Raw genomic sequence first — 25,598 nt, 5'->3', positions numbered from 1 at the left:
GTCACCCATGGACCCGCTCTACACCGCAGCAGCCACCGCCACCCACGGCCGCGCCGGCCGTGCCGTCACCTCCGACGGCAGGCTGGACCTCGGGCTCGGCGCCCCGGTGGAGATGGGCGGCGACGGGGAGGGCACCAACCCCGAGCAGTTGTTCGCCGCCGGGTACGCGGCCTGCTTCGGCGGCGCCCTCGGCCTGGTCGGCCGCCGGGCCCGGGTCGACGTCGGCGAGGCGGCGGTGACGGCCGAGGTGACCCTCGGCAAGGAGGGCGAGGACTTCGCGCTCGCCGTCACCCTGCGTGTCGAGCTGCCCGAGGGCATCGACGCGGAGACCGGCCGCAAGCTGGTCGAGGAGGCCCACCAGGTCTGCCCCTACTCGCGCGCCACCCGCGGCAACGTCCCGGTCGAGCTGATCGTCGAGTAGCCCTCCGCTCCACCCGGCCACCCGTCCGCCCCGCCGTCCGCCGTCCGCCGTCCGTCCGCCTCCGGGAGCGCCCGCGGGAGCGGGTCCGGCGCCCCCGGTGCCGGGGCTCAGCCCCCGACCCGGGCCAGCACCTCGCCCGTCCGGCCGCTCCACGCCACCACCACGGCCTCCCCGGGCACCCGCTGCCACCGGGTCAGCAGCAGCCAGCGCACGTGGTAGCGGCGGACGACGGCGGCCCGCAGGGCGGGGGTCGACTCCGGCGAGAGGTACGCCCGGACGTCGGCCACCCGCCGCCGCCGCTCCGTCTCGTCCAGCGCCGGGTCGGGCCAGGCGGGCGCCGCGAGGTCGGGCCCGTACCCGGCGATGAGGTGCCCCGCGTAGTAGCCGTCGGTGATCACCGCCTCGCCGGGGCCGATGTACCGGGCCGCCCAGTCGTACGTCGGCCAGCGCGGCGGCTGGTCGAAGCCCACCGGGTCCAGGGCGCGCGGCAGCACCGCCCCGGCCTGCACCGTGAGGAACCCCAGCAGCGCCCCCGCCCCCGCCACCGCGCCCAGCGCCCGCCGCCAGCGCGCCCACGGCCGGGGCGCGGCCAGCTCCACCGCCAGCGCGAACTGCGGCGGGACCAGCGCCAGCCCGAGGATGCGCCCGTAGGTGTAGTGGCCGCTCCACCAGCCGTACGCCACCACCGCGCACTCCAGCGCGAACATCAGCACCAGCGGATCGCGCGCCGAGCGCCGGGCGCGCAGCCACAGCGCCGGGAGCCCGAGCAGCGCCAGCCAGAACTGCCCCGGCAGGTCCCGGTACAGGACCCGGTGCATCGCGTCCACGCTGCCGTCCGAGGCCAGCGCGAGGACGTCGAAGTACGGCCAGGCCGCCGCCGACGCCACCGCCGCGGCCCCCGTCACCGCCCAGCGCGCCACCACCGGCCCGCGCCGGTCCCGCTGCCACCCGGCGACCAGCGCCACCGCGCCCAGCACCGCGGCCACCGCGGTGATCGGGTGCACCAGCAGGATCAGGCCGTACAGCAGGCCCAGCGCCGCGTACCCGGTGTAGCCGCGCAGTCCGCTCGGGCCCACGTAGCGCACCCGGTGCTCGTCGCGGGCCCGCGCCCCGGTCAGCGCCCACGCCCAGAAGGTCAGCCCGATCGCGAACGCCGAGGGGTAGCCGAGGTTGCCGGTCATCGACATCAGCCCGAGGTAGCCGCTCCACCAGGCCCGCTCGGTGCCCCACAGCAGCGTCATCGCGCCCAGCGCCAGCACCGGCGCCCACGGCCGCGGGGTCAGCACCCGCACGAAGCGGTTCAGCCCGGTCAGCAGCACCAGCAGGTTCAGCGGACCGGCCAGCCGCACCACCTCCCAGCCGCCCAGCCCGGTCAGCCGGGCGAACACGCCCTCGGCGAGCGCGTACGGCGAGTAGTAGGCGCTGCCCGCGCCCGGCAGGTCGGCCATCGGGTGCCGGGGCCGCAGCAGGGACGCCCGCAGCCGCTCGACGACCGCCGCGTGCTGGCCGGCGTCGCAGCACAGCGGCACCTGCCAGTAGGCCAGCGTCATCACCAGGAGGAACAGCAGACCGGCGGCCTGGAACGGGGTGGGACGCCACGAGCGGCCGCCGCGCAGCGCCGTCGCGCCGCGCACCGGCCGCCGGACGAGGAGGCCGCCGCTCACCGGGTGGACGGAGGAAGGGACTTTCGGGGCATTTGCCCTATGTTCCCGGCGAGGTCAAGGCTATGACCTCGCCTCACCTCAACGGGTGATCCTCAGCCGGGGGCGCCGACCCGCCGCGGCGGACCCTGCGCGGGCAGCGCCACCCGTCCCCGCACCACCGGCTCCAGCAGCAGCGGCACCCCCACCACCGGCAGCAGCCAGGCCAGCACGATCAGCCGCCCGCCCCAGATGGAGATGTCCGGGTGCGCGGCCTGGGTGAGGAACCCGGTGAACGCCGCCGCCACCAGGAACACCCCGGCCGCGCCGCCGCGTCGCAGCGCCCCCCACGCCCCCGCGCAGAGCGCCGCCGCGAACAGCGGCTCCCACGCCTGGCGGCGCAGCCACTCCACCCAGAAGTTCCCCTGCAACTGCCGGAACTCCGCCCAGGGGCGCTCCCGGTCCGGCCGCGCGAAGTGGTCGGTGAGCAGGTCCTGGAGGCTGTCGCCCTCCGACGGGTAGCCCAGCAGCCGCGCCAGGACCAGCGTCACCACCACCCCCGCGGCCCCCACCGCCGCCAGCGACAGCACCCCCCGGCCCGGGGGGCGGCCCCGCCTCCGGCGGCGCAGCGCGACCAGGGCGCCCGCCACCGCCAGGCACAGCCCCAGGAACATCGCCTGGGAGTGCTTGACCGTGAACAGCGCCAGCAGCGCCCCGGCGACCAGCGCCGGACCCGACCGGGTCCGCCCGGCCCGCAGCGTCAGCGCGCAGCCCCAGACCGCCACCAGGGTCAGGGCCATCAGCAGCCCCTCGGTCATCGGGCGCATCGCCGTCGTCCCGCACGGCAGCACGTAGTAGAGCGCCTGCCCCACCAGCGCCGACGGCACCGGCGCGGACAGCGTCCGCAGCACCAGCGCCACCAGGGCCCCGCCCGCGCAGGCGATCACCACCCCCGCCGCCCACAGCCCCCACACCGGCCCGAGCGCCAGCACGAAGGGGACCAGGAACACCGGGTACCCCGGCCGCGCCTCGAAGATCGCCATGTAGCGCTCCGTCAGGTACGGCACGGTGTGCCCGCCGGTCCGCCCGGCCGCCAGCCGCGGCTCCACCTGCCGCCACTCGGCCGCCCGGCACCGCTCCGTCACCGCGCCGGCGGGGTCGGCCCGGTGGAAGCGGACGACGTCCACGCCCTGCGCGCGCCGCGCGGTGTCCGCCCGGCTCGCGCACACGTAGTCGATGGTGGCCTCCGCCACCTCCCGCTTGCCCCCGCCGGCCAGGCTCAGCGCGTACGACAGGTAGTTCTTGGTGTCGGGGGTGTCCCGGCCGGTGACGTTGGCCAGTTGCAGCACGGCGAACAGCGCGGCCAGGACCAGCACCGGGGTGCGCGTCCTCACGGGGACGTCAGCAGATCGCGCCCGGCCGGTTCCGCACGGGAACCGGGCACCACCGGGCCCGGCGGCGGGGCGGGCATCTCCTCGCCCAGCATCAGCGTCCGCACCACCCGCTCGGCCGCCCGCCCGTCGTCGAAGGCGCAGAACCGGCTCCGGAACACCGACCGCCGGCGCTCCGCCTCCGCGTCCCGCCAGGCCCCCGACTCCAGCAGCCCGACCAGCTCCCGGTACGACCGGGAGACCGCGCCCGGCGCCTCGGCCGTGATGTCGAAGTAGGCGCCCCGGCTCGCCGTGTACGCCTCCCAGTCGTCGGCGTGGACCACGACGGGCCGGTCCAGCAGCGCGAAGTCGAACATCAGGGCCGAGTAGTCGGTGATCAGCAGGTCCGCCGCGAGCAGCACCCGCTCGGCGTGCGGCTCGTCGGTCGCGTCGATCAGCACGCCCCGCCGGTGCAGCTCCGACAGGCCCAGCCCGCGCGCCGGGCCGGTGGCCAGCGAGGGGTGCAGCCGCACCACCAGGGTGTGCCCCGGCCCCAGGTCGGAGGCGAGCCGCGCCGGGTCGATCCGCTCCACGTGGCCGCCGCGCCGGTACTCCCGCCGGGTCGGGGCGTACAGCACCACCCTGTCCCCGGCCGGGACCCCGAGCAGCTCCCGGGCCCGGCGCACCTCCTCGGGCCCGGCGCCCACCAGCACGTCGTTGCGCGGACTGCCGGTGCGCGCGGACGCGAAGTGGCACGGGTACGCCCGCTCCCACACCCGCTCCGAGTGCAGGTTGGCGACCAGGCTGTGGTCCCAGCGGTCCGCCCGGCGCAGCATCTGCGGCACGTCCAGCCCGTGCCGGGCGCCCGGCTTGCGCAGCAGGTCGGCGCCCATGTACTTCAGCGGCGTCCCCTGGTGGGTCTGGATGTGGACGCTGCCGGGGCGCTTGGCCAGCGCGCCGGGCCAGTTGACGTTGTTGACGAGGAACGAGGCCCGCTCCGTCACCCGGCGGTACTCCGCCCCGCCCACGACCACGTGTTCGGTGTCCGGCGGCAGCAGCGCCGCCGTCTCCTCGTCCCGCACCACCCACACCCCGCGCAGCCCCGGCGCGAACTCCCGGGCCGCGCGGTGCACCGCCGCCGGGTCGCCCAGCACGCCCCGGTGCGAGAACGCGGAGTAGACCACGAGGTCCGGATCGAGCGGACGGCGCCCGCGCACCGCGGTCCGCGCCCGTTCCAGCCGCCCCGCGACCGCGCCGCGCGCCTGCCCCGCCCGCCGCTCCAGCCCGGCCCCGGCCCGCCCGGCCCGCAGCCGCAGGCGGTAGGCGGCGTATCCGTGCTCCAGGACCCGCAGCCCGGCGGGCACCTCCGCGTCCGCCGGGCGGTGGCGGCGGAACATCTCGGCGGTGCGGCGGAAGAACTCGCCCTTGTCCGAGGGCGGCAGCCGGTCCGGCTTGGACAGGATGTCCAGGCAGTGCTCGCCCATCTTGGCGTGCAGGAACGGCCGCCAGTGCGCCAGTTCCGGGCGGGCGTCCACGAAGGCGAAGACCCGCTCGTACTGCTCGTGGATGTCGAAGTGCTTGCGGCTGGTGGTGGACAGGATGTTGCCGCTGCGCCGCTGCCGGTAGTTGAGGCAGACGCGGTCCAGGGCGGCGATCCGCCCGGCGCTGAGCATCACCGGGAACGTCCACGGGGTGTCCTCGTAGTAGCCCGGCGGGAAGGCGAAGCCCTCCGCCTCGACGAAGTCCCGCCGGTAGAGCTTGTTCCACACCACCATCAGCAGGTCGAGGATCTCCGGACGCCCGGCCGCGGTGAAGGTGCCGTCCCCGGCCTCCGCGAGGACCCGGGCCAGCGCGTTGCGCCGGGTCCCGCCCCACCAGTAGGTGCGCGCGTAGTCGAAGACCAGCACCTCCGGGTCGTCGGTCTCGGCGAGCCGGTCGGCCATCGCGGCCAGCGCGCCCGGGGTGAGGGTGTCGTCGCTGTCCAGGAAGAACAGGTAGTCGCCGGTGGCCGGCGGCATCCCGGCGTTGCGGGCCCGGCCGAGACCGGCGTTCTCCTCCAGGTGCAGCACGCGCACCCGCTCGTCGCGGGCCGCGTAGGCGTCGAGGATCGCGCCGCAGCCGTCCGGCGAGCAGTCGTTCACGGCGATGACCTCGATGTCCCGGAAGGACTGGGTGAGGACCGAGTCGAGGCACTCGCCGAGAAAGCCCTGCACCCGGTAGCAGGGGACGATGACGCTGAAGCGGGGCACTGCGGGGTCAGCTCCTTACGAGGGGGACGGCGGCGGGCGCCGGACGGCGCCGCGCGAGCGGGATCACGGGCGGGATCGCCTCCTGCGGCTCACCGAGCAGCACCCGGCGGACCACCCGCTCGGCGGCCCGGCCGTCGTCGAACGCGCAGAACCGCTCGCGGAACGCGGCCCGCAGCGCCGTGGCGCCGGGGCCCGCCCAGTCGCCGTCGCGGAAGACGCGGGCCAGTTCGCCGGGGGTGCGCGCGACCGGGCCCGGTGGCTCGGCCATCAGGTCGAAGTAGACGCCCCGGGTCTCCCGGTACACCTCCCAGTCGTCGGCGTACACGACGATCGGCCGGTCGAGGCAGGCGTAGTCGAACATGATCGACGAGTAGTCGGTGACCAGCGCGTCGGCGGCCAGGCACACCTCCTCCGAGGAGCGGTGCCCGGTCACGTCGATGATCCGGCCGCCACCGCCGCCGGGGGCGCCCCGGTCGTAGAAGTAGTGGGCGCGCAGCAGCACCACCACGTCCTCGCCGGCCGCCTCGCAGAACGCCTCCAGGTCCAGGCGGCCCGCGCCGAACCCGTCCTCGTGGTCGCGGTGCGTGGGCGCGTACAGCACGGCCGTCGCCCCCTCGGGGACCCCCAGTTCGCGGCGGACCCGGGCGACGTCCGCGGCGGTCGCCGTGAGGAACACGTCGTTGCGCGGATAGCCGTACTCCAGCTGCTCGTAGGAGCCGGGGAAGGCCCGCTCCCACATCCGGGTGGAGTGCGGGTTGGCGGACAGGTTGTAGTCCCAGCGGTCCACCCGGCCCAGCAGCCGGGTGAAGCTGCCGCTCACCGCCGCCACCACGGGATACGTCGACTGGTCCACGCCCATCGTCTTCAGCGGGGTGCCGTGCTGCGTCTGGAGGTGGACGCTGCCGGGGCGCTTGACCACGTCCTCCGCGAAGTTGGCGTTGTTGACCAGATAGGTGGCGCGGGCCAGCACGTCCCAGTAGCGGCGGCTGCCGATCACGGCGTGGTCCACCCCCTCGGGCACGGTGTGCGCCTGGTCCGGCTCGACCAGGAACACCCCGTGCAGGTGCGGGGCGAGGGCCCGCGCCTTGGCGTGGATCGCGGCCGGGTTGCAGGCGTAGCCCCGTCCCCAGTAGGCGCAGTACGCGACCAGCCGGGGGTCCAGCGGACGGCGCAGCCGGGCGCGGTAGTACAGCCGGGTGCGCAGCCCGCGCGCCCGCCGCAGCCGGGCGGGCAGCGCGCCGGCCACCCGTCCGGCCGCGCGCAGGGCGCGGAAGCCGGTGTACGAGCCGGCGGCCAGCAGCTGGTGCTGCACGCCGATCCGTCCGCCCGGGGGCCGGAACCCGGCGGGACGGTGGCGCCGGTAGAGGCGGCTCGCCCGGCGGAAGAAGGCCCGGCGCTCCCGGCGGGTCAGCCGGCGCGGATGCGTGGCCGTCTTCAGGACCGCGGCGAAGAGCTGTTCGAACAGCGGCCCGCGCCGCTCCGCCGGAAGGTTCCGCCCGGCGGCGCGGTCGAGCGCCTCCTCGGCCCGGTCCAGGAGTTCGGCGTGGTGCCCGCCGGGCAGCCCGAGCCGGCTGCCCTGGCGCCGCACCCGGTGGCGCACGGCCACCGCGCGCAGCACCGCCATCCGCTCGGCCTCCGCCGCGACCCGGGTGCCGAAGCCGATGTCGGTGAAGTGCCCGGCGGGGAAGTCCAGTCCGCGCTCCGTGAGGAACGCCCGGCGGTAGGCGGCGCTCCACGCCGGGAGGACGGCGCCGGTCAGCCGCGGGGCCCGGTCCGGGGCGAAGGCGTCCCGGGGGGCCCCGGCCAGCAGCGGTTCGGCGGGGTACGAGGGCTCGCCCTCCCACCAGGGGACGCGCTCGTGCCCGAAGTACAGGACGTCGGCGCCGGCCGTCTCGGCGAGCCGCGCGTCCAGGGCCGCCAGGGCGCCCGGCGCCAGCAGGTCGTCGCCGTCGAGGAAGAGCACGTACGTCCCCGTCGCCGCCCGCAGCCCGGCGTTGCGCGCCCCGGCCAGGCCCTCCGACGGTGGCGAGTGCACCGGGGCCACCCGGGGGTCGCGGGCGGCGCGTGCGGTCACGGTCTCCGCCGCCGCGGCGTCCGGCGCGCCGTGGCCGGACGTGCCGTGGCCGGACGTGCCGTCCGGGGCGTCCTGGACCGGGATGAGCTGGAGGTCGGCGAAGGACTGGCCGAGGACCGAGTCCAGGGCCTCGGACAGCCGCCCTGCGACCCCATGGGACGGGACGACGATGCTGAAGCGGGGCATTCTGCTCTTTCTCTCGATGGCCGGGGCCGGCGGGCGGTCGCCGCGGAACGGACCGCCCGGCGGCCGGGGCGCCCGGCGGGCGGCCGGGACGGAGTGGGCCGCGACGGGCCGCGGGGCACGCGGACTCCCGGAGGACGTACGGCGGTCAGGGGGCGTCGGCGGGCGGCCCGGCGGGGCGGGGCACGGCGGGGCGGGGCACGGCGCCGTCCGGGCCGGGACGCGGGTCGGGGGCGCGGGGCGCGGCCGCGCGGGGGCCCGGGGCACGGGGGTCCCCGTTCCCGGGCGGTCCGGCGGGGCGCGGCGGCGGTGGTCCGGCGGGGCGGACGGCGGCCCGGCCCGCGGCCGGTGCCGGATGCGCCGTGCCGTGCGCGCGCTGGTCCGCGCGCTGGCGTGTGGGGTGGTGCGCGCGGTGATGCGCGGCGCCGGGCGGGGGCCCGCCGCCCGGCGGCCGGCCGGGGCGGGGGCCGCGGACGGCCGCCGGGCGGTCCAGCGGGTCCGGGCCGAACGGCTGGACGGGGGTGCCCGCCCGGGTCCGCGCGGACACCGGCCCGCGCCGTCGGGCCGGGCGCGCGTCGAGGGCGTCGTCGCGCACCGGGCGGCGGCAGCGGACCGGCGCCGTCCCGTGCGCGGCCGTCCCCGGCGTCGGGCGGCGGACGCCCGGCGGGACGGTGCGGCGGTGGGCGGGCGCGGCGGCCCGGGTGGCCCGGGCGGTGCGGGCGGTGCGGGCGGTGCGGGCGGTGCGGGCGCGCGGGGCGATGTCGCGGAACGCCCCCTCCGGCGCGCCCGGGTCGCCGACGTGCCCCCGGTCGCCCCGGACGCCGAGGTCGCCGAGGTCGCCGAGGTCGCCGAGGACGGCGCGGTCGGCGCGCGGCGGCAGCCGGCGCCGCGCGCCGTGGCGCAGCCGCAGGGCGGTGCCGTGCGCGGCGCGCAGCAGCCGGGCGGAGCGCCGGGCGGCGCGGCGGCACAGGGCGGAGGCCAGCCGCAGGGTCTCGTAGGCGCGGCGCAGGCCCGGGCGGAGCAGGGCGTGGCGGAGCCGGGCGGGCAGAGCGGCGGGGGCGCCGGGGCCCCGGTAGCGGCGGCAGTGGGCGCGGGCGCGGCGCGCGAACTCGGCGCGCAGCGCCCGGGGCGCCCGGCCGGGCCGGGGGCGCACGGCCACCGGACGGTCGGCCACCGGACGGTCGGCCACGCTCCGGTCCGGTTCCGGCCGCCACCGGTCCGGCTCCGGGTCGGCTCCGGGGCGGGCGCCGATCCCGGCGAGCCGGTCCGCCGGCGCGGCCGAACCGCCCGGGGCGAGGGCGGCGCCGCCGTCGGGGAGGACCGGGCGGTCGCCGCGGGCCCCCTCCGCCCCTGCGTCGCGGGCCGGGCCGGGACCGCCGGGGGCGGGCTGGTGCACCGGCCGCACCCGGGGGTCCCGGGCCGCGGTCCCGTCGGCCGGGCCGCCGCGGGCGCCCGGGGAGCGGTCGTCCACGGCGATCGGTCCGGGGCCGGCGTACGACTGGGACGGCACCGGCTCCGGGCACGCGGGCGGATACGCCTGGACCTGGTACGCGGGGACGATGACACTGAACCGGGGCACGGGGACATCCATGGGTCGGCACGGGCGTTCGGCCCGGCAACGGCCAATGGAGTGACTTGGTTACGGCCCTCGTGGCATTCGGGCGACCGCACCCCTCCCCACGTGCGGCCGGACCGGTCAACGCGCCCCGCCCGCAGGGGTGGTGGCGCGGCGCCCGCTTGACGCCCCCCGCGCGCACGGCGGCACCCGTACGGCGGGGGGCGTCCGGAGGCGGCTACTTGACGGCGCCCGCCATCACACCGGAGACGAACTGCCGCTGGAACGCGAAGAACACGGCCAGCGGGACCACCATCGACAGGAACGCGCCGGGGGCCAGCACGTCGACGTTGCTGCCGAACTGCCGCACCTGCGTCTGGAGGGCGACCGTGATTGGCTGGCTCCCCGCGTCGGAGAAGATCAGCGCGACCAGCATGTCGTTCCACACCCACAGGAACTGGAAGATGCCGAGGCTCGCCAGGGCGGGCGCGCCCAGCGGCATCACCACCCGTGCGAACAGCCGGAGTTCACCGGCGCCGTCCAGCCGCGCGGCCTCCAGCAGCTCCCGGGGGATCTCCGCGAAGAAGTTCCGCAGCAGGAACACCGCGAACGGCAGGCCGAAGCCGACGTGGAACAGGACCACTCCGGCGATGGAGCCGAACAGGCCGATGGAGCCGAAGAGTTCGGCGATCGGGATGAGCGCCACCTGCACGGGCACCACCAGCAGGCCCACCACCGCGAGGAACCACCAGTCGCGGCCCGGGAACTCCATCCACGCGAACGCGTAGCCCGCCAGCGCCCCGATCACCACCACCAGCACCGTCGCCGGGACCGTGATCAGCGCCGTGTTGAGCAGCGACGAGGTGATGTCGCTGTTTCGCAGCAGGTCCGCGTAACTGCCGAAGGTGATCCGGGACGGCTCGGAGAGCACCTTCCACCAGCCGCTCGCCGCCATGTCCTCGGGCGAGCGCAGCGAGGACAGCAGCAGCCCGACCGTGGGCACCAGCCAGAACAGCGCCACGAGGACCAGGAACACCCGCACCAGCCCGCCGCTCGCGCGCTCCGCGAGCCGTGCCCCCAGCGGGCGGCGGCCGGCGGCCCTTTGGGCACCCGGGGGCGCCGTCCCCGCGGGGGAGTCCGCTGCCGTGGTCATCGCCGGACCTCCCGTCGCAGTCGCCGCACGTTGAACCACATCACCGGCAGGACCAGCAGCAGCAGGAACACCGCGATGGCGCTGGCCACGCCCGGCTGGTCGGCGGCGAAGCCCTTGCGGTACAGCTCCAGGGCGAGCACGTTCGCGTCGTCCTGGGAGGAGCCGGGGGCGATGATGAAGACCAGGTCGAACACCTTCAGCACGTTGATCATCAGGGTGACGGTGACGACCGCCAGCACCGGCGCCAGCAGCGGCACCGTGATCCGCCGGAACACCTGCCACTCGCCCGCCCCGTCCACCCGGGCCGCCTCCAGCAGCTCCCGGGGGACCCCGGCCAGCCCGGCCCCGATCAGCACCATCGCGAAGCCCGCCCACATCCACACGTACGAGCCGATGATCGCCGGGGTGACCAGGGAGGGACCGAGCCAGTCCAGGCCGTTGTACGGCTCCTGGAAGTTGCCGGCGGGCAGCCGCAGCAGCGCCCCGTCGGCCGCCGCGGGCAGGCTGAACGTGCCGTCGCCCGCCGCCCTGGTGGACGCCACCACCTCGCCGTCCCGGACGGCCTCGATCCGCATCCCCGCGTAGCCCACCTCGGAGGCGTCGACCGCGTTCGGCGTGCCGGAGCCCCGGCCGCGGGTGAAGTCCTGCCAGACGGTGCCGGTGATCCCGCCCTCCTCGGGCCGGGCCGCCGCGGCCGGTCCGGTGCCGTCCGGCAGCCGGTCCGGGGCGACGCCCACCAGCGGCAGCGCGACCGGCACACCGGCCCGCACCGGCAGCTTCGTGACGAACGCGCCGCCCCCGGCCGCCTCCAGCGGGGAATCGCGCCCCGGGTGCGCCCGGGGGAAGGCCGACGACGTGACGAACGTGTCGTGCACCCCGACCCACACCGCGTTCGCCACGCCCTTCTCCGGCGCCTGGTCGTACACCAGGCGGAAGATGATGCCCGCGGCCAGCATGGAGATCGCCATCGGCATGAAGACGACCAGCTTGAACGCCGTCGCCCAGCGCACCCGTTCGGTCAGGACGGCGAAGACCAGGCCGAGCGCGGTGGCGACGGCGGGCGCGAACACCACCCAGACGACGTTGTTCCGCAGGGCGGTGCGGATGCCGTCGTCGGTGAACAGCGCCCGGTAGTTGTCCAGTCCGGCGAAGGAGCCGCCCGACCGGTCGTAGAAGCTGCGGACCACCGAGTACCCGACCGGGTAGGCCACGAGCGCGCCGAGCAGCACCAGGGCGGGCAGCAGGAACAGGACCGCCAGCGTCCGGCGGGTGCCGGTCACGCTCCGGCGCGGCCCGCCCGCCCGGACCGGCGGGGCGGGAGCGGGCGCGGGGACGGCGGGGGCCGGTGGGGGCCCCGCCGCCGGGTTCGGCGCCACCGCGTCAGTTCCCGTAGGCGGCGGCGGCCTCCGCCTCCAGGGCCGCCTGGGCGCCCGCGACGTCCCGGGGGTTCTTCAGGAAGTCCTGGAGGATCTTCCACTCGCCCTTGCCGGGGGTGCCGCCGAAGGACTGCGGGGCCTGGTCCGACATGTCGAAGCGGACGTCGTCACCGGCCGCGACCAGCGCCTCGGCGATCCTGCGCTGCACCTCGTTCGGGTACACTGAGGGGTCCAGGGCCTTGTTCGGGGAGAGGAAGCCGCCCAGCCGCGCCTGGATCGCCGCCGCGTCCGGGGAGGCCAGATAGGTGGCGAGGGCCTGCGCCGCCTCGGAGTCCTTGAGGATCACCGCCGCGTCGCCGCCGGAGACCAGCGGCGCGGTGCCGCCGACCGCCGGGAAGGGGAAGACCTTCGCGTCCTCGCCCACCCCGGCCTTGGTCTCGGCGATGGTGACCTGCACGAAGTCGCCCTCGTAGACCATGCCGGCCTTGGGCTGGTCGCCGCCGGTGAAGGTCTGCGTCACGGAGGCGGGGAACTCCGTCTGGAGGGCGCCGTCCGCGCCGCCCGCCACGAAGTCCTTCTCGCCCCAGATCCCGGCGAGCGTGGTCAGCGCCTCCTTCACGGAGGGGTCGGTCCACTTGATCTCGTGCCGGGCGAGCCGGTCGTACTTCTCCGGGCCCGCCTGCGAGAGGTAGACGTTCTCGAACCAGTCGGTGAGCGTCCAGCCGTCCGCGCCGCCCACCGAGAAGGGGGTGACGCCGGAGTCGTAGACCGCCCGCGCCGCGCCGAGCAGTTCGTCCCAGGTCTTGGGCTCGGTGGCGCCGGCGTTCTCGAAGACCCGGGTGTTGTACCAGATCAGGGACTTGTTGGCGGCCTTGTAGTAGACGCCGTACGGCTTGCCGTCGACCGAGCCGATCTCCTGCCAGGCCCGGGAGTAGTTCCTGGCCAGCTCCCCGGCCGCCGTGCCGCCCAGCGGCTTCGCCCAGCCCTTGGCGACGGCCTGCCGGATGGCGCCGGGCTGCGGCAGCATCGCCACGTCGGGCGGGGCGCCGCCGGCCACCTTCGAGCCGAGGAAGTTGACGATCGGGTCCTGGGCGGGCACGAAGGTCACCTCGGCCCCGGTCCGCTTCTCGAAGTCGGCGAGGACCTTCTTGAAGTTCTCCTGCTCGGTGCCGGACCAGACGGCGGCGACCTCCAGCCGCGCGCCGTCCAGCTTCGGCAGGGCGAGGGCGGAGGCGGAGGCGCTCCCGCCGGTGGGCCCGGCGCCCTCGTCGTTCCCGCCGTCGTCGCCCCCGCAGGCGGTGAGCGAGAGCGCGAGGGCTCCCGCGGCGAGTACGGCGGCGATCCCGGTGGTTCTCGCGGGCCCCGTGGGCCGCCCGGCGGTACCGCGTTTCCGGATGGTGCTGCTTGCGCGCATCACTGCCCCGTTTCGTTCCTCGTCGAACGTCTGGCGCTGTCCCGTGCGGTCCGGTGTACGCCAGGGGGATGGGGGCGGCAAGGGCGCGTCGGCGGTTGGACAGGGGATCGTGATTCCCTTGTGATGAGTCCAACGGGCTTGTGGGCGTGTGCGGTTGGGTTCACCGGCACTTGTCGCGCCGTCGGCCGGGGTGCGGGGTGTGCCCCCATATGTCGTGCGGGGCGGGGGAGTCGGGTCGGAGCGGCACAACGCGCGCTCGGCGCAGGACGGCCGGGGAGGACGACGGGAGTGCGGGACCGCGGGTGCCCCGGCGCACCGCACCCGTCGGCCTCCCGCCCCGTCTCGATCCGCCGTACCCCGCCCCACCGTTCGGCACGGCACGGCACGGCACGGCACGGCAGGGTGCGGTGCGGCACGGCACGGTGCGGCACGGGCGCGGCACGGCGGGGTGGGTGCCCCGCCGTGCCGCGCCGTCGCGCGGGCCGTCAGCCGGAGAGGCCGCCGTTGACCTCGACGACCTGGCCGGTGATGTACGAGGCCCGGTCCGAGAGCAGGTAGGCGACCAGGTCGGCCACCTCCTCGGGCCGTCCCGCGCGGCCGAGCGGGATGTTGGCGAGGTGCCGCTCGGCCACCTCCGCCGGGAGGGCGGCCGTCATGTCGGTGTCCACCAGCCCGGGGGCGACGACGTTGGCCCGGATGCCGTAGCGTCCGCACTCCTTGGCCAGGGACCGGGTGAAGCCGATGATCCCCGCCTTGGACGCCGCGTAGTTGGTCTGCGCGGCGCTGCCGTGGACCCCGGCGATGGACGAGAGCGTGACGATCGCGCCCCGGCGCCGCCGCATCAGCGCGTAGACCGCCGCCCGGCACACGTGGTAGGTGCCGTTCAGGTTGGTGTCCATCACCTCCCGCCACTCGTCCTCCTTCATGAGGGCGAGCGGGCGGTCGCGGGTGATCCCCGCCGAGGTGACGACCGCCGTGAGCGGACCCAGCTCCGCCTCCGCCCCGGCGAGGAACTCCTTCACCCGGTCGAAGTCGCCGACGTCGACCGGCCGGTGGTGGACGCGGGCACCGGCCTCCTTGGCGGCGAGGGCAGTGCTCTCGGCGGCCCCGACGTCCGAGCGGTAGCAGAAGGCGACGTCGTAGCCCTCCCGCGCGAGCCGGAGGACGACGGCGCGGCCGATGCCCCGCGAACCGCCGGTGACCAGCGCGACCGGGCGGTCCGCGACCGGGCTGCCGGGCGGCCGGCGCCCGGTGGCGTCGGCGCTCATGCGGCCGGCTCGGCGCCCAGGCCGTCCGCGACGAGGTCGCGCACCAGGCGGAAGGTGCCCATCTCGGTGAGCCGGGACTCGTCGATCTTCACGCCGTAGTTCTCCTCGACGCGCACCGCGATCTCCAGCGAGATCAGCGAGTCCACCTCCAGGTCCTCCTTGAAGCGGGCGTCGTCGGTCACTTCCTCGACGGGAAGGTCCAGTGCTCCGGCGACGACGGAGCGCAGCTCCTCGACGTCGAGCGGCTTGCCGGTGCGTTCGGGCATGCGATGACTCCTTGTCTGGTACGGGCGGGTCCGGTTCGGGAGGGGCGGGGTTCAGGAGGCGCGGCGGGGGCCGCCGAGCACGACGGCGGCGACCGCGTCGTCCCCGGGCCCGCCGCAGGTGGCGAGGACGGTGTCGGCGGCGTGCCCGTCCAGGTGGGCCACGGCGGCGGCGGCCTGGAGCACTCCGCGCGCGCCCGAGCTGTGGCCGAGGAAGGCGGTCGGGTCCAGACGGCGGGTCCCGGCCCCGGCGGGCCCGGGGGCGCCGTCGTCCGCGAGGTCGGTCAGCCACAGGGCGGCGTCCGGGGAGGTCCGCTCCGCCGCCTCCGGGCGGGCTCCGGGGCCCCCGGCGCGGGCGGCGGCGACGGCGGCGTCCAGCGTCCCGGCGCGGGCGCACCCGGTGAGCGCGGCGCGCACGGTGGCGCCGCGCGCGGCGGCGTGCGCGGCGGACTCCACGACGAGGGCGGCGGCGCCGTCCAGGGCGTCCCCGCCGAGCAGCTTGGCGACGGCCTCGCCGTGCGGCTCGACCCCGATCACCAGGGCGGCGTCGGCCCGGCCGGCGACGATGAGCGCGCGGGCCCAGTACAGGGCGTCCAGCCCGCTGGTCGGCCCGTTGCACAGGGTGACGCTGGGGCCGCGCAGCCCGTGGGCCATGGCCACCGATCCGGCGACGACGTTGCTGGAGGTCTGCGGCAGGCCCAGCGGGCTGAGCCCGGTCACGGTGTCCCGGGCGATGATGTCGGCGAAGGAGCAGACGCTGTCCAGGATGCCGGCGTTGGTGCTGACCAGGACGGCGGTGCGGTCGCCGGCGCCCCGGTAGCCGTCGTCGCCGAGGAGCCCGGCGTCGCGCAGCGCGGGGGCGGCGGCGCGCAGCGCGAGCCGCGAGGCGCGGTCCTTGTGCCGCAGATCGCGGCCGGTCAGCCCGGTACGGGGGTCGAAGCCGCCCTCGCGGACGGTGCCGAGGAGTTCGTCGGGCAGGGTGAGGCCGGGGACGGCCAGGCCCACGCCGGTGACGACGGGCGGGCCGGGGGCGGGCCGCGCGGGAGCGTGTGCGGTGGTCATCGGGCAGCCTCCAGGATGGCGGCGGCGTTGATCCCGCCGAAGCCGAACGCGTCGATCTGGGCGAGCGTCAGGTCCGCGGTGGCGGCCCGGTCGCGGACCAGGCGCAGTCCGGCGGCCTCCTCGATCGGGTCGGTGAGGCCGAGGACCGGCGGGACCTGGCCCCGTCGCAGGGCGATGGCCGCCACGACCAGGCTGAGCAGTCCGGAGCCGCCGAGGGTGTGCCCGGTCATCGACTTGACGGCGGTCATCAGCGGTCCGTCGTCGCCGGGGAAGAACCGGGAGAGCACGGCGGCCTCGGTGGAGTCGTTCTTCGGGGTGCCGCTGCCGTGCAGCATGACGAGGTCGACGTCCTCGGGGGTGACCTCCGCCCGCCGGTGGGCCTCGCGCAGGACCCGGGTGATGCCCTCGGGGTCGGGCGCGGTGGAGTGGAAGGCGTCGCAGTTGATGCCGACGGAGCGCACCCGGGCGTGGACCGCGCGGCCGGGTGCGGCGGCGCGGGTGAGGACGACGGCGACGGCGCCCTCGCCCATCAGCATGCCCCGGTGCGAGCGGTCGAAGGGGCGCAGGGCGTCCGGCACCTCGTTCTGGACCCGGTCGAGGGTGCCGTAGGCGCTCTCCCCGATGGAGTCGGTGCCGGCCACGACCACGGTGTCGGCCTCGCCCAGGCCGATCAGGTCGGTGCCCATGGCGAGCGCGTAGAGGGTGGCGGCGCAGGCGTTGGCGAAGGTGTACGTCCGGGTCGCGCCGAATCGTTCCCGCAGGGCGGTGCCGAAGTGCAGGGAGGCCGGGTCGAGGGGGGCGCCGTGACGCCACCACAGCTCGGCGCTGCGCTGCTCCTGGAGGGTGGTGCCGACCAGGACGGGCACGTCGGCCAGGTCCTCGCCGTGCCCGGCGTCCGCGAGCGCCTGCTCGACGGAGGCGATCAGCCAGCGGGTGGCCCGGCCCGGCTCGTCGGTGCCCGGCACGGCCCGGTCGCCGATCTCGTACGCCTGCCGGGCGCGGTACTTGTCGTGGTCGAAGACCTCCAGCGGGCGCAGCCCGCCGCGGCCCGCGCAGAGCGCGTCGAAGATCCGGGACGGGGTGTCGCCCACGCAGGCGACCGCTCCCATCCCGGTGATGTCCCAGCTCATGCCTGCTCCCGAAGTCGGTAGGCGGCCACCTTGCCGGTGGTCGTGGTGGGCAGCGCGTCGACGAACTCCAGCCGGGCCGGGCGCTTGTAGGGGGCGAGCCCGGCGCGGATGCGGGACCGCACGGCGCGCCGGAGGCTGTCGTGGTCGGCGGCGGGATCGGTGGTGAGGAAGGCCACGGCGCTCTCCAGCCCGCTCGCGTCCGGGCTGCCGACCACCGCGCAGTCGCGCACCCCGGCGACCTGGCGGACGACCGCCTCGATCTCGGCCGGGGGCACCTTGTAACCGCCGAGGTTCAGCACGTCGTCGGCGCGGCACAGGTGGGTGAGGACCCCGTCGGGATCGCGCCGGACGAGGTCGCCGGTGTAGGCGCCGCCCTGAGCGAAGGTGGCGCGCTCGGCGTCGGGCCGGTTGAGGTAGCCGATGGAGACGGTGGGGCCCGCGATGTGCAGGCGGCCCTCGGTGCCGTCGGGCACCGGGCGGCCGTGCTCGTCGCGGACGGTGGCGGTGACGCCGGGCACGGGCAGTCCGGCGCGGCCGGGCAGCGGGCGGCCGGGCGGGGTGGCGATGACGACGTGCATCACCTCGGTGGCGCCCAGGCAGTTGAGCACCGTGGCGCCCAGGGCCTCCCCGATCCTGGTGTGCAGGGGGGCCGGGCAGCTCTCCCCGGCGGTCAGGCAGAGCCGCAGCCCGGCCGTGGCGGGGTCGCCGGGGGCGAGGGTGTCGAGCAGCGCGGCGTACAGCCGGGGCACGGAGCACAGCACCGTGGGGCGGTGGCGGCGCAGCGCGGCCCCGACGGCGTGCACGTCGACGGCGCCGCGGATCAGGGCGGTGGCGGCCCCGGCGTCGAGGGGGCACAGGACGGAGCTGCCGAAGCCGTAGCCGAAGGACATCCGCGCGGTGGACAGGACGACGTCGTCGGGGCGCAGGGCGAGCAGCGCGCCGAAGCCGTCGAGCATGGCGGCGATCGCGGCGGCGGTGTGCCGCACGCCCTTGGGGGCGCCGGTGCTGCCGGAGGTGTACTGGATCAGGGCGGCGCGGCCCTCGGGGTGGGGCGCGGGGGCCGGTGCGGCGAGGGCGGGGCGGTGGGCGGTGGTGGGGCCGCCGGTGCGCATCCCGGCGCGCACGTCGTCGCCGGTCAGCAGGACGGGGCCGGCCGGCGGGCCGGGCCGCTCGGGCAGGGCGTCCAGGTGGAGGACGGCGGCGTCGCAGTCGGCGGCGATGAAGTCCCGCTCGGTCTCCGCGAGCAGCGGGCTGACGGGGACCGGGACGCAGCCGTGCCACCAGAGGCCGAGCACGGCGGCGACGGTGGCGGCCGAGTCCTCGGCGACGACCAGCGCGCGGCTGCCGGGGGGCACCCCGTGCGCCCGCAGCGCACCGGCGTAGCCGAGGGCGGCCTCGTACAGGGCCCGGTAGCGGACGGTGCCGAGCTGGGGGTCGAGGTAGGCGGTCCGCTCGCCGTGCCCGGCCGCGAGGTGGCGGCCCACCAGCCGGTGGACCAGCCCGGTGCCGCCGGTGACCTCGCGGGCCCGGGGGGCGGCCGGGGAGGGGGGAGCGGTGCGGGGGAGAGCGGCGGAGGCGTGCGGGGCGGCGGGGGAGTCGGGGCTCCGCGTCGAGGGGTCCGCCGGCGTGCCCGCGGTCGCCGTCGCCGGGGCCGGGGCCGGGACCGGGGCCGGTGAGGACAGGACCGCCGGCCCGGGGAGGCCGTCGGGGGCGTCGGCGGCGGCGCTGATCAGGGCGGCGAGGTCCAGGACGCTGTCGGCCGAGCTGATCGCCTCGTTGCCGAGCAGCACCCCGAGGGTCTGCTCGACGCGCGCGGCGATCTCGACCTTCTCCAGCGAGTCCACCTTCAGCTCCCGCTCGAAGGAGGCGTCGGCGGGCACCGAGTCGAGGTCGAGTTCGAGGACGGACGCCACGATGACCCGCAACCGCTCCACAGGATCGGATATCCGCTCAGGCGGCATGGGTGCACTCCTTGTCGGGCAGGACGACTTGTCGGGCAGAACGACGGCAGGTCGGGGCTGGCTCCCGGAGGCCACAAGGACGGTATCCACGCCGGATTCGGCCCGTCAGCGGATGCGGAGGGAGTCCGTCAAGTCCGCCCGCACCCCCGCCCACCGGCCTCTAAAGGCTGTCAACAGGCTTGTGGGACAACGATATTGACGCGATGTCAGGATCGTTTCGCGCCGACCTGACGCACTGTGCGGGGCGCGCTGGCGACGGCCCCTGGCCCCCCCTAGCGTCGGGAGCCGAGCCGCCGGTGCGGGCTGCCCGCACTGGATCGCACCGGGGGCCGGACCGTCCGGTGCCCCGCGCCGGGACGCGCGGCACGCCGCGCGCCCACCTGCGTTCCGGCCGCGCGGCCCAGGCGGAGTCGGACGTCCACCGAAGTCTTCCCCCGATCGGAACCAGGTGATCCCATGCCGCTCACGTCCAAGACCCTGCTGCCCCCGGAGACCCGCGCCCGTCTCGCGGCGATGCCCGGACTCGGCGGCGGCAACGCCTGGCGGATCGCCGCCGAGACGAACCCGGCGGCCGACCTGCCCGTCCTGCTCGCCGACCGCCCCCTCACGGGCCTGGACGGACGCCCCAAGGAGGAGTTCAGCCTCCGCGAGCTGGACGCGCTCGCCGACGGATGGGCCGCCTGGTACCTGGACCGCGGGATCGGCCCCCGCGACCGGGTCGCCGTCTACCTCGCCGACACCTTCGCCTACCAGGTCCACCTGACCGCCCTGGCCCGGATCGGCGCCATCGGGGTGCTGATCAACGGCCGGATGGTGCCGGAGACCGCGCTCGGCCTGGTGCGCCGCACCGGCGCCGTCGGCCTGTTCACCGACGGTGAGCGCCGCGAGGGCCTCGCCGGCGCCGAACGCGCGCTGCCCGACCTGCGCTGGACCGCCCTCGACGAGGAGACCGGCACCCTCGGGGCGCGCGCCCCGCGCCCCGCCGACCTCTTCCGGCACAGTGACGACGACGCCGTCGTCATCTGCCACTCCTCCGGGACCACCGGCAACCCCAAGCCGGTGATATGGGCCCACCGGCAGAGCGTCTCGGGCGCCTGCTACCGGCTCCTCAACCACCCGGAGCCGGACACCGTGCGGGTGCTCGCGGGCGCCCCCCAGTCCCACTCCAGCGCCATCGCCTTCACCTTCTACTCCCTGCTCGCCGGGGTGCCCACCGTCGGCTGGTCGGACCCGACCGGCCCCGGCATCGCGCGCGGCAGCGCCACCCACCGCCCCACCGTCGTCCTCGCCTTCAACGAGGCCCTCTCCCACCTGGCCACCCACGAGCCCGACCCGGCCGACGTCGGCACGGTCGAGGTGTGGGTGAACCTCGGCGACTGCGGCCACGACGCGCACATGCGGCGCCTGATGGCGCTGGGCCGCACCACCACCCCGGACGGCCACGTCCCCGGCTCGGTCGTCGACGACGGCCTCGGCTCCTCCGAACTGGGCTGGGCCGCGCTGCGCAAGGTCCTCACCCCCGACTCCCCGGCCCGCGCCCGGCACCTGGGCACCGTCGTCCCGATCGCCGAGGTGGCGGTGCTGCGCGAGGACGGCAGCCACGCCGCCGACGACGAGGTCGGCATGCTCGGCGTGCGCGGCGAGGCCGTGGCGCACGGCTACTGGAACGACTCCGACACCACCTACCGCTCGATGCTCTCCGGCCACTGGCTCTCCGGGGACCTGGTGCGGCGCACGGCGGACGGCGAGTTCTTCCACGTGGACCGCGTGGTCGACCGCATCCGCACCGACGCGGGCGACGGCCACTCGGCGCTGATGGAGGAGGAGATGCTGATCGGCCTGCCCGAGCTGGCCGACTGCTCGGTGGTGGCCGGGCGGGACCGGGGCCGCACCGTCCCCGTCGCCCTGGTGACGCTCCGCGAGGAGGCCGACCCCGCCGACCTGCTGGCCCGTGCCAACAGGGTGCTGTCCGCCGCGGGCGAGCCGCGGCTCGCGTACCTGGAGATCGCGCCCTCCGCCGCCGACATCCCCCTCGGCCCCACCGGCAAGGTGCTCAAGCGCCGGCTGCGCGAGAAGTACGCCGCCCTGGAGGAGTACCGGCCCGCGGGACCCGCCGCCGCGGCCCCCGGCACCCCGGCCCCCGTCACCGCGGCGGCCGGCGCGTGAGCGCCCCCGCCCCGGAGGCCCCCGGCGGCATCCTCCCGGCCGGACCGCCCGAGGCGACCGTCGCCTGGGTCAACGAGGCGGGCGCCGGGACGCTGGCCGGCCGGATGGGCGTGACCTTCCAGGAGGCCACCGCCCAGCGGGTGGTCGCGACCATGCCGGTGCGGGGCAACACCCAGTTGCAGCGCATCCTGCACGGCGGCGCCTCCGCGGCCTTCGCCGAGTCCCTGGGCTCGCTGGGCGCCGCGCTGCACGCCGGGGAGGGGCGGATCGCCGTCGGCGTCGACCTCAACGCCACCCACCACCGCCCGGTCCGCGCCGGGACGGTCACCGGCGTGGCCACCGCCCTCCACCTCGGCGCGACCACCGCCAGCTACGAGATCGTCGTCTCCGACGAGGCGGGCCGGCGGGTCTGCACCGCCCGGATCACCTGCGCCATCCACGGCGGACGCGGCACCAGGGGCGCCCGCGGACGCGGCTGACCGGCCGGGCCCGGCCGCCACCGGCGGCGCGCACCGGGCCCGGCCGCCCCCGCCCCTCCCGGCCGGTGACGGCCCCGGACCCGCCCCGCACCACCCCGACACCACACCCCGAGGAACCCCCCATGACCACCACCCACGATCCGCACGAGACCCAGACCGGGGCGCCGCCGACCGTGCAGCGCACCGGCCCGGTCCTCCTGGTCCTGCTGTCGGCCATGTTCTTCGCCCAGTTCGACTTCTTCGTCGTGAACGTGGCCGCGCCCTCCATGGAGGAGAGCATCCACGCCACCTCCGGCCAGCTCGAACTGGTCGTGGGCGGCTACGCGTTCGCCTACGCGGCCGGAATGATCACCGGCGGGCGGCTCGGCGACGGCTTCGGCCACCGCCGCCTCTTCATCATCGGCACCCTCGCCTTCGGGGTCACCTCGCTGCTGTGCGGCCTCGCCGACACCCCCGCGCAGCTCATCGTCGCCCGCCTCGCCCAGGGCCTGGCCGGAGCGGTCATGGTCCCGCCGGTGCTCGCCGTCATCACCGCGTACTTCCCGGACGAGAAGAAGGGCCGCGCGATGGCCTGGTACGGGGTCGCCGCCGGCCTCGGCTCCATCGCCGGACAGGTCCTCGGCGGGGCGCTCGTCGCCTCCGACTTCGCCGGGCTCGGCTGGCGCACCATCTTCCTCATCAACGTGCCGTTCTGCCTGCTGATCGCGCTCGCCGCGCTGCGGGTGCTGCCCGCCCGCACCCGCCTCGGCAGGACCGGTCTGGACCCGGTCGGCGCCCTCGGCGTCTCCGCGGCGCTCGCCCTGCTGCTGGTGCCGCTGACCACCGGACACGCCTCCGGCTGGCCCGCCTGGACGTGGATCAGCATGGCCCTGGCCCTGCCGTTCGGCGCCGCCACCCTCTGGTACGAGCGCTCCCTGGCCGCCCGCGGCGGCAACCCGGTGCTGGTGATGTCCCTGTTCCGCAGCGAGTCCTTCCGCAGCGGCGTGATCGCCGGCGTGGCCTTCATGATCTACTTCGGCAGCTTCATGTTCACCCTGACCCTGCTGCTCCAGTCCGGCCTCGGCCTCGACCCGCTGGAGGCGGGCCTGGTCTTCTCCCCGATGGGCGTGCTCTTCACCGCCACCTCGATGATCGGCGGCCGGCTCACCGCCCGCTGGGGCATGAACGCCCTGGTGGTCTCCGGCGGGGTGACCGCGCTCGGCCTCGCCCTGCTCGCGCTGCGGCTGGCCGTCGCCGGGGCCGACACGGGCCTGCCCTGGATCGTGTTCTGCCTCTGCCTGATCGGCGGCGGCAACGGCGTCGTCCTGCCCGCCCTCTTCGGCGCCGCCCTCACCACGGTGCGCCCGCAGGACGCGGGCACCGCCTCCGGCATCCTCACCACCACCCAGCAGTTCGCCAGCGCCGCCGGTGTCGCGGCGGTCGGCGCCCTGTTCTTCGCGACGGCCGGCAAGGCCCCCACCGACGGCGACTGGGCGGGGGCGATGGCCTGGGCGACCTGGGTGTGCTTCCTGCTCGTCCTCGTGGTGATGGTGACGACCTGGACCTTCAAGCGCTTCAGCCCGCCCCCCGTCCGCTCCTGACGCCCCCGGGGGCGGGGTCCCGCCCCGCCCCCCTTCCCGCCCCGAGAGGTGGCACCCATGTGTGGAATAGCCGGCTGGGTCTCCTTCGACCCGGACCGTCCCGTCACGGCCGAGGCCGCCCGCGCGATGACCGCCACCATGGCGTGCCGCGGGCCGGACGCCGAGGGCCTCTGGACCACCCCCCTGGTCGCCCTCGGCCACCGGCGGCTGTCCGTCGTCGACCCGGTGGGCGGCACCCAGCCGATGTTCGTCGAGCACGAGGGCGAGACCGTCGTCGGCCTCACCTACAGCGGCGAGCTCTTCAACCACCGCGAGCTGCGCAAGGACCTGACCGTCCGCGGCCACGCCTTCCGCACCTCCAGCGACACCGAGGTCGTGCTGCGCGCCTACCTCGAATGGGGCGAGGACTTCACCGAACGCCTCAACGGCATGTACGCCTTCGCCGTGTGGGACGCCCGCACCCGGGAACTGCTCCTGGTCCGCGACCGCATGGGCATCAAGCCGCTCTACTACCACCCGGTCCCCGGCGGCCTGCTCTTCGGCTCCGAGCCCAAGGCGATCCTGGCCCACCCCGCGGTGCGGCCGGTGATCGACTCCGAGGGCTTCGCCGAACTCCTCGGCTTCACCAAGACCCCCGGCCACGCCCTCTACCGAGGCATGCGCGAGCTGCGCCCCGGCCACACCCTGCGCTGCGGGCGCGGCGGCACCACCGTGCGCCGCTACTGGGAGCTGCGGTCCCACGAGCACACCGACGACCTGCCCACCACCATCGCCCGGGTGCGGGAGCTGCTGGAGGACATCGTCGACCGCCAGCTCGTGGCGGACGTGCCGGTCGGCACCCTGCTCTCCGGCGGGCTGGACTCCAGCATCATCACCGCCCTCGCCGCCCGCCGCCGCACCGCGCTCGGCGCCGACCCGATCAAGTCCTACGCCCTGGACTTCGCCCGGCACGCCGACTCTTTCCACGCCGACGACTGGCGCGGCACCCCGGACGCCCCCTTCGCGGAGATGCTGGCCCGGCACGTCGGCTCCGACCACTCCGTGGTCTCCCTCCCGCCCGACGCGCTGCTGGACACCGCCGCCCGCGAGGCCGTGATGCGCGCCCGCGACCTGCCCTTCGACCTCGGCGACGGCGACACCTCCCTGTACCTGCTCTTCAAGGAGGTCCGCCGGCACTGCCGGGTCGTCCTCTCCGGGGAGTCGGCCGACGAGGTGTTCGGCGGCTACCGCTGGTACGCCCACCCCGAGACCGTCGCCGCGGACACCTTCCCGTGGCTCGCGCCGCCCTTCGGCACCGGGATCGCCGGGCCCGGCAGCGGCCCCGGCGAGTCACTGATCGACCGGGGGCTGCTCGCCCGGATCGACCTCCAGGGCTACCGGAAGCAGCGCTACCGGGAGGCCCTCGCCGAGGTGCCCCACCTGCCGGGCGAACCGGCCGCCGAGCGGCGGATGCGCGAGATCGGCTATCTGCACCTGACCCGGTTCCTGCCGTGGATGCTCGACCGCAAGGACCGGGCCAGCATGGCGGTGGGCCTGGAGGTCCGGGTGCCGTTCTGCGACCACCGGCTGGTCGAGTACGTCTTCAACACGCCGTGGGCGATGAAGTCCTTCGACGGCCGGGAGAAGAGCCTGCTGCGCGCCGCCACCCGCGACCTGCTGCCGGACGAGATCGCCGACCGGGTCAAGGCCCCGTACCCGATCACCCGCGACCCGCTGTACCTGGACGGGCTGCGCGCCTCCCTCAAGGAGGCCGTCGACGGACCCTCCTCCCGGGTGCGCGACCTGCTCGACGAGGAGGCGCTCGCCGCCGCCACCGCCGACGCCCCCGTCCCCGGCTACCGCACGGGCACCGAGCTGGTCCTCGCGCTGGACTTCTGGCTCCGCACCCACGAGGTCGACCTGGACCTCTGACCCGCCCTCCGCCGGAGCCCCGCCGGCCCCCGCCGGGGCTCCCCGCCCCGGCACCGGGGCCCGGCGGGTCCCTCCGGGTTCCTCCCCGGCGGGCGCGCCGGGCCCTTCGGACGGGGCCGCCCGGCGCCTCCCCCACGGCTCCCCCCCACGGCTCCCCCCACGGCTCCCCCCACGGCTCCCGCCGTCGGGCCGCTCCCGCGCCCGGCCCGGGTCCGGCGCCCCCTCCCGCGCCGGACCCGGGCCGCGCGTGCTCCGCCCGGCGCGCCGGTGAGCACCGGCCCGGGCGCGTCACCGCGGGCCGTCCACCGGCGGGCGCGGGACCCCCGGCGGCGCGGACTCCCGG

18 protein-coding genes are annotated in these 25,598 nt (G+C 76.5%); 5 read left to right on the top strand and 13 right to left on the bottom strand.

Annotated elements, in window-relative coordinates:
• Nucleotides 1-7: 7 nt before the first annotated feature.
• A complete protein-coding gene (locus tag ACZ7LB_RS07625) occupies nucleotides 8-421 on the top strand; it encodes an organic hydroperoxide resistance protein (RefSeq protein WP_471466003.1) in 414 nt (137 codons plus the stop codon).
• Between the two features lie 107 nt (nucleotides 422-528).
• On the opposite strand, the gene ACZ7LB_RS07620 is transcribed toward ACZ7LB_RS07625, so the two are convergent.
• The 13 genes from ACZ7LB_RS07620 to ACZ7LB_RS07560 all read right to left on the bottom strand — a co-directional run bounded on the left by ACZ7LB_RS07620 (nucleotide 529) and on the right by ACZ7LB_RS07560 (nucleotide 19,119).
• A complete protein-coding gene (locus ACZ7LB_RS07620) occupies nucleotides 529-2,085 on the bottom strand; it encodes a hypothetical protein (RefSeq protein WP_471466001.1) in 1,557 nt (518 codons plus the stop codon).
• A 92-nt stretch (nucleotides 2,086-2,177) separates the two neighbouring features.
• Entirely contained in the window at nucleotides 2,178-3,455 is a 1,278-nt protein-coding gene (locus ACZ7LB_RS07615; protein ID WP_471465999.1) for a hypothetical protein, read from the bottom strand.
• Nucleotides 3,452-5,680, bottom strand: a complete 2,229-nt coding sequence (locus ACZ7LB_RS07610) for a bifunctional glycosyltransferase/CDP-glycerol:glycerophosphate glycerophosphotransferase (protein ID WP_471465997.1) — start codon at nucleotides 5,678-5,680, stop codon at nucleotides 3,452-3,454. The genes ACZ7LB_RS07615 and ACZ7LB_RS07610 overlap by 4 nt, the downstream gene beginning before the upstream one ends.
• Nucleotides 5,681-5,687: 7 nt before the next feature.
• Nucleotides 5,688-7,940, bottom strand: a complete 2,253-nt coding sequence (locus ACZ7LB_RS07605; protein WP_471465995.1) for a bifunctional glycosyltransferase/CDP-glycerol:glycerophosphate glycerophosphotransferase — start codon at nucleotides 7,938-7,940, stop codon at nucleotides 5,688-5,690.
• A gap of 145 nt (nucleotides 7,941-8,085) precedes the next feature.
• Nucleotides 8,086-9,516, bottom strand: coding sequence for a glycosyltransferase (locus ACZ7LB_RS07600; protein ID WP_471465993.1), 1,431 nt, complete (start codon nucleotides 9,514-9,516; stop codon nucleotides 8,086-8,088).
• A 214-nt stretch (nucleotides 9,517-9,730) separates the two neighbouring features.
• A complete protein-coding gene (locus ACZ7LB_RS07595) occupies nucleotides 9,731-10,645 on the bottom strand; it encodes a carbohydrate ABC transporter permease (RefSeq protein WP_471465992.1) in 915 nt (304 codons plus the stop codon).
• Nucleotides 10,642-11,925: a carbohydrate ABC transporter permease gene (locus ACZ7LB_RS07590; protein ID WP_471465991.1), complete on the bottom strand. Its 1,284-nt coding sequence runs from the start codon at nucleotides 11,923-11,925 to the stop codon at nucleotides 10,642-10,644. Before ACZ7LB_RS07590 ends, ACZ7LB_RS07595 begins: the two co-directional genes overlap by 4 nt.
• A gap of 100 nt (nucleotides 11,926-12,025) precedes the next feature.
• Nucleotides 12,026-13,435, bottom strand: a complete 1,410-nt coding sequence (locus ACZ7LB_RS07585; RefSeq protein ID WP_471465990.1) for an ABC transporter substrate-binding protein — start codon at nucleotides 13,433-13,435, stop codon at nucleotides 12,026-12,028.
• Nucleotides 13,436-13,920: 485 nt separating this feature from the next.
• Nucleotides 13,921-14,703 carry a 3-oxoacyl-ACP reductase FabG gene (gene fabG / locus ACZ7LB_RS07580; protein WP_471465988.1) on the bottom strand — a complete coding sequence of 261 codons (783 nt, stop codon included), beginning with the start codon at nucleotides 14,701-14,703 and terminating at the stop codon, nucleotides 13,921-13,923.
• Nucleotides 14,700-14,969 (bottom strand): acyl carrier protein, encoded by a 270-nt coding sequence (locus tag ACZ7LB_RS07575; protein WP_471465987.1) that lies wholly within the window; start codon nucleotides 14,967-14,969, stop codon nucleotides 14,700-14,702. The genes fabG and ACZ7LB_RS07575 overlap by 4 nt, the downstream gene beginning before the upstream one ends.
• 51 nt (nucleotides 14,970-15,020) lie before the next feature.
• The gene (locus ACZ7LB_RS07570; RefSeq protein ID WP_471465985.1) at nucleotides 15,021-16,028 is read right to left on the bottom strand and encodes a beta-ketoacyl synthase N-terminal-like domain-containing protein; all 1,008 of its coding nucleotides are present in this window, start codon (nucleotides 16,026-16,028) and stop codon (nucleotides 15,021-15,023) included.
• Nucleotides 16,025-17,158, bottom strand: a complete 1,134-nt coding sequence (locus ACZ7LB_RS07565; RefSeq protein ID WP_471465984.1) for a beta-ketoacyl synthase N-terminal-like domain-containing protein — start codon at nucleotides 17,156-17,158, stop codon at nucleotides 16,025-16,027. Before ACZ7LB_RS07565 ends, ACZ7LB_RS07570 begins: the two co-directional genes overlap by 4 nt.
• Nucleotides 17,155-19,119: an AMP-binding protein gene (locus ACZ7LB_RS07560; protein WP_471465983.1), complete on the bottom strand. Its 1,965-nt coding sequence runs from the start codon at nucleotides 19,117-19,119 to the stop codon at nucleotides 17,155-17,157. Before ACZ7LB_RS07560 ends, ACZ7LB_RS07565 begins: the two co-directional genes overlap by 4 nt.
• 456 nt (nucleotides 19,120-19,575) lie before the next feature.
• Here ACZ7LB_RS07560 and ACZ7LB_RS07555 point away from each other — a divergent pair, with 456 nt between their 5' ends.
• The 4 genes from ACZ7LB_RS07555 (at nucleotide 19,576) to asnB (ending at nucleotide 25,255) form a co-directional block, all read left to right on the top strand.
• Nucleotides 19,576-21,285: a class I adenylate-forming enzyme family protein gene (locus ACZ7LB_RS07555; RefSeq protein ID WP_471465981.1), complete on the top strand. Its 1,710-nt coding sequence runs from the start codon at nucleotides 19,576-19,578 to the stop codon at nucleotides 21,283-21,285.
• Nucleotides 21,286-21,314: 29 nt separating this feature from the next.
• Nucleotides 21,315-21,764 carry a hotdog fold thioesterase gene (locus tag ACZ7LB_RS07550; RefSeq protein WP_471466071.1) on the top strand — a complete coding sequence of 150 codons (450 nt, stop codon included), beginning with the start codon at nucleotides 21,315-21,317 and terminating at the stop codon, nucleotides 21,762-21,764.
• A 122-nt stretch (nucleotides 21,765-21,886) separates the two neighbouring features.
• On the top strand, nucleotides 21,887-23,344 hold the full coding sequence (locus ACZ7LB_RS07545; RefSeq protein ID WP_471465980.1) for an MFS transporter: 1,458 nt from the start codon (nucleotides 21,887-21,889) through the stop codon (nucleotides 23,342-23,344).
• A 57-nt stretch (nucleotides 23,345-23,401) separates the two neighbouring features.
• A complete protein-coding gene (asnB, locus tag ACZ7LB_RS07540) occupies nucleotides 23,402-25,255 on the top strand; it encodes an asparagine synthase (glutamine-hydrolyzing) (protein ID WP_471465978.1) in 1,854 nt (617 codons plus the stop codon).
• Nucleotides 25,256-25,598: the final 343 nt, after the last annotated feature.

The sequence above is a fragment of the Streptomyces sp. NPDC107521 genome (assembly GCF_055598485.1).
This window is presented reverse-complemented; position numbering and strand designations above follow the sequence as displayed.

What these genes read in the sequence shown, in the direction of transcription:
- ACZ7LB_RS07625 (WP_471466003.1), top strand. Translation starts at nt 8, where the DNA reads ATGGACCCGCTCTACACCGCAGCAGCCACCGCCACCCACGGCCGCGCC.
- ACZ7LB_RS07605 (WP_471465995.1), bottom strand. Translation starts at nt 7,940, where the DNA reads ATGCCCCGCTTCAGCATCGTCGTCCCGTCCCATGGGGTCGCAGGGCGG.
- ACZ7LB_RS07595 (WP_471465992.1), bottom strand. Translation starts at nt 10,645, where the DNA reads ATGACCACGGCAGCGGACTCCCCCGCGGGGACGGCGCCCCCGGGTGCC.
- ACZ7LB_RS07585 (WP_471465990.1), bottom strand. Translation starts at nt 13,435, where the DNA reads ATGCGCGCAAGCAGCACCATCCGGAAACGCGGTACCGCCGGGCGGCCC.
- fabG (WP_471465988.1), bottom strand. Translation starts at nt 14,703, where the DNA reads ATGAGCGCCGACGCCACCGGGCGCCGGCCGCCCGGCAGCCCGGTCGCG.
- ACZ7LB_RS07575 (WP_471465987.1), bottom strand. Translation starts at nt 14,969, where the DNA reads ATGCCCGAACGCACCGGCAAGCCGCTCGACGTCGAGGAGCTGCGCTCC.
- ACZ7LB_RS07570 (WP_471465985.1), bottom strand. Translation starts at nt 16,028, where the DNA reads ATGACCACCGCACACGCTCCCGCGCGGCCCGCCCCCGGCCCGCCCGTC.
- ACZ7LB_RS07565 (WP_471465984.1), bottom strand. Translation starts at nt 17,158, where the DNA reads ATGAGCTGGGACATCACCGGGATGGGAGCGGTCGCCTGCGTGGGCGAC.
- ACZ7LB_RS07560 (WP_471465983.1), bottom strand. Translation starts at nt 19,119, where the DNA reads ATGCCGCCTGAGCGGATATCCGATCCTGTGGAGCGGTTGCGGGTCATC.
- ACZ7LB_RS07555 (WP_471465981.1), top strand. Translation starts at nt 19,576, where the DNA reads ATGCCGCTCACGTCCAAGACCCTGCTGCCCCCGGAGACCCGCGCCCGT.
- ACZ7LB_RS07545 (WP_471465980.1), top strand. Translation starts at nt 21,887, where the DNA reads ATGACCACCACCCACGATCCGCACGAGACCCAGACCGGGGCGCCGCCG.
- asnB (WP_471465978.1), top strand. Translation starts at nt 23,402, where the DNA reads ATGTGTGGAATAGCCGGCTGGGTCTCCTTCGACCCGGACCGTCCCGTC.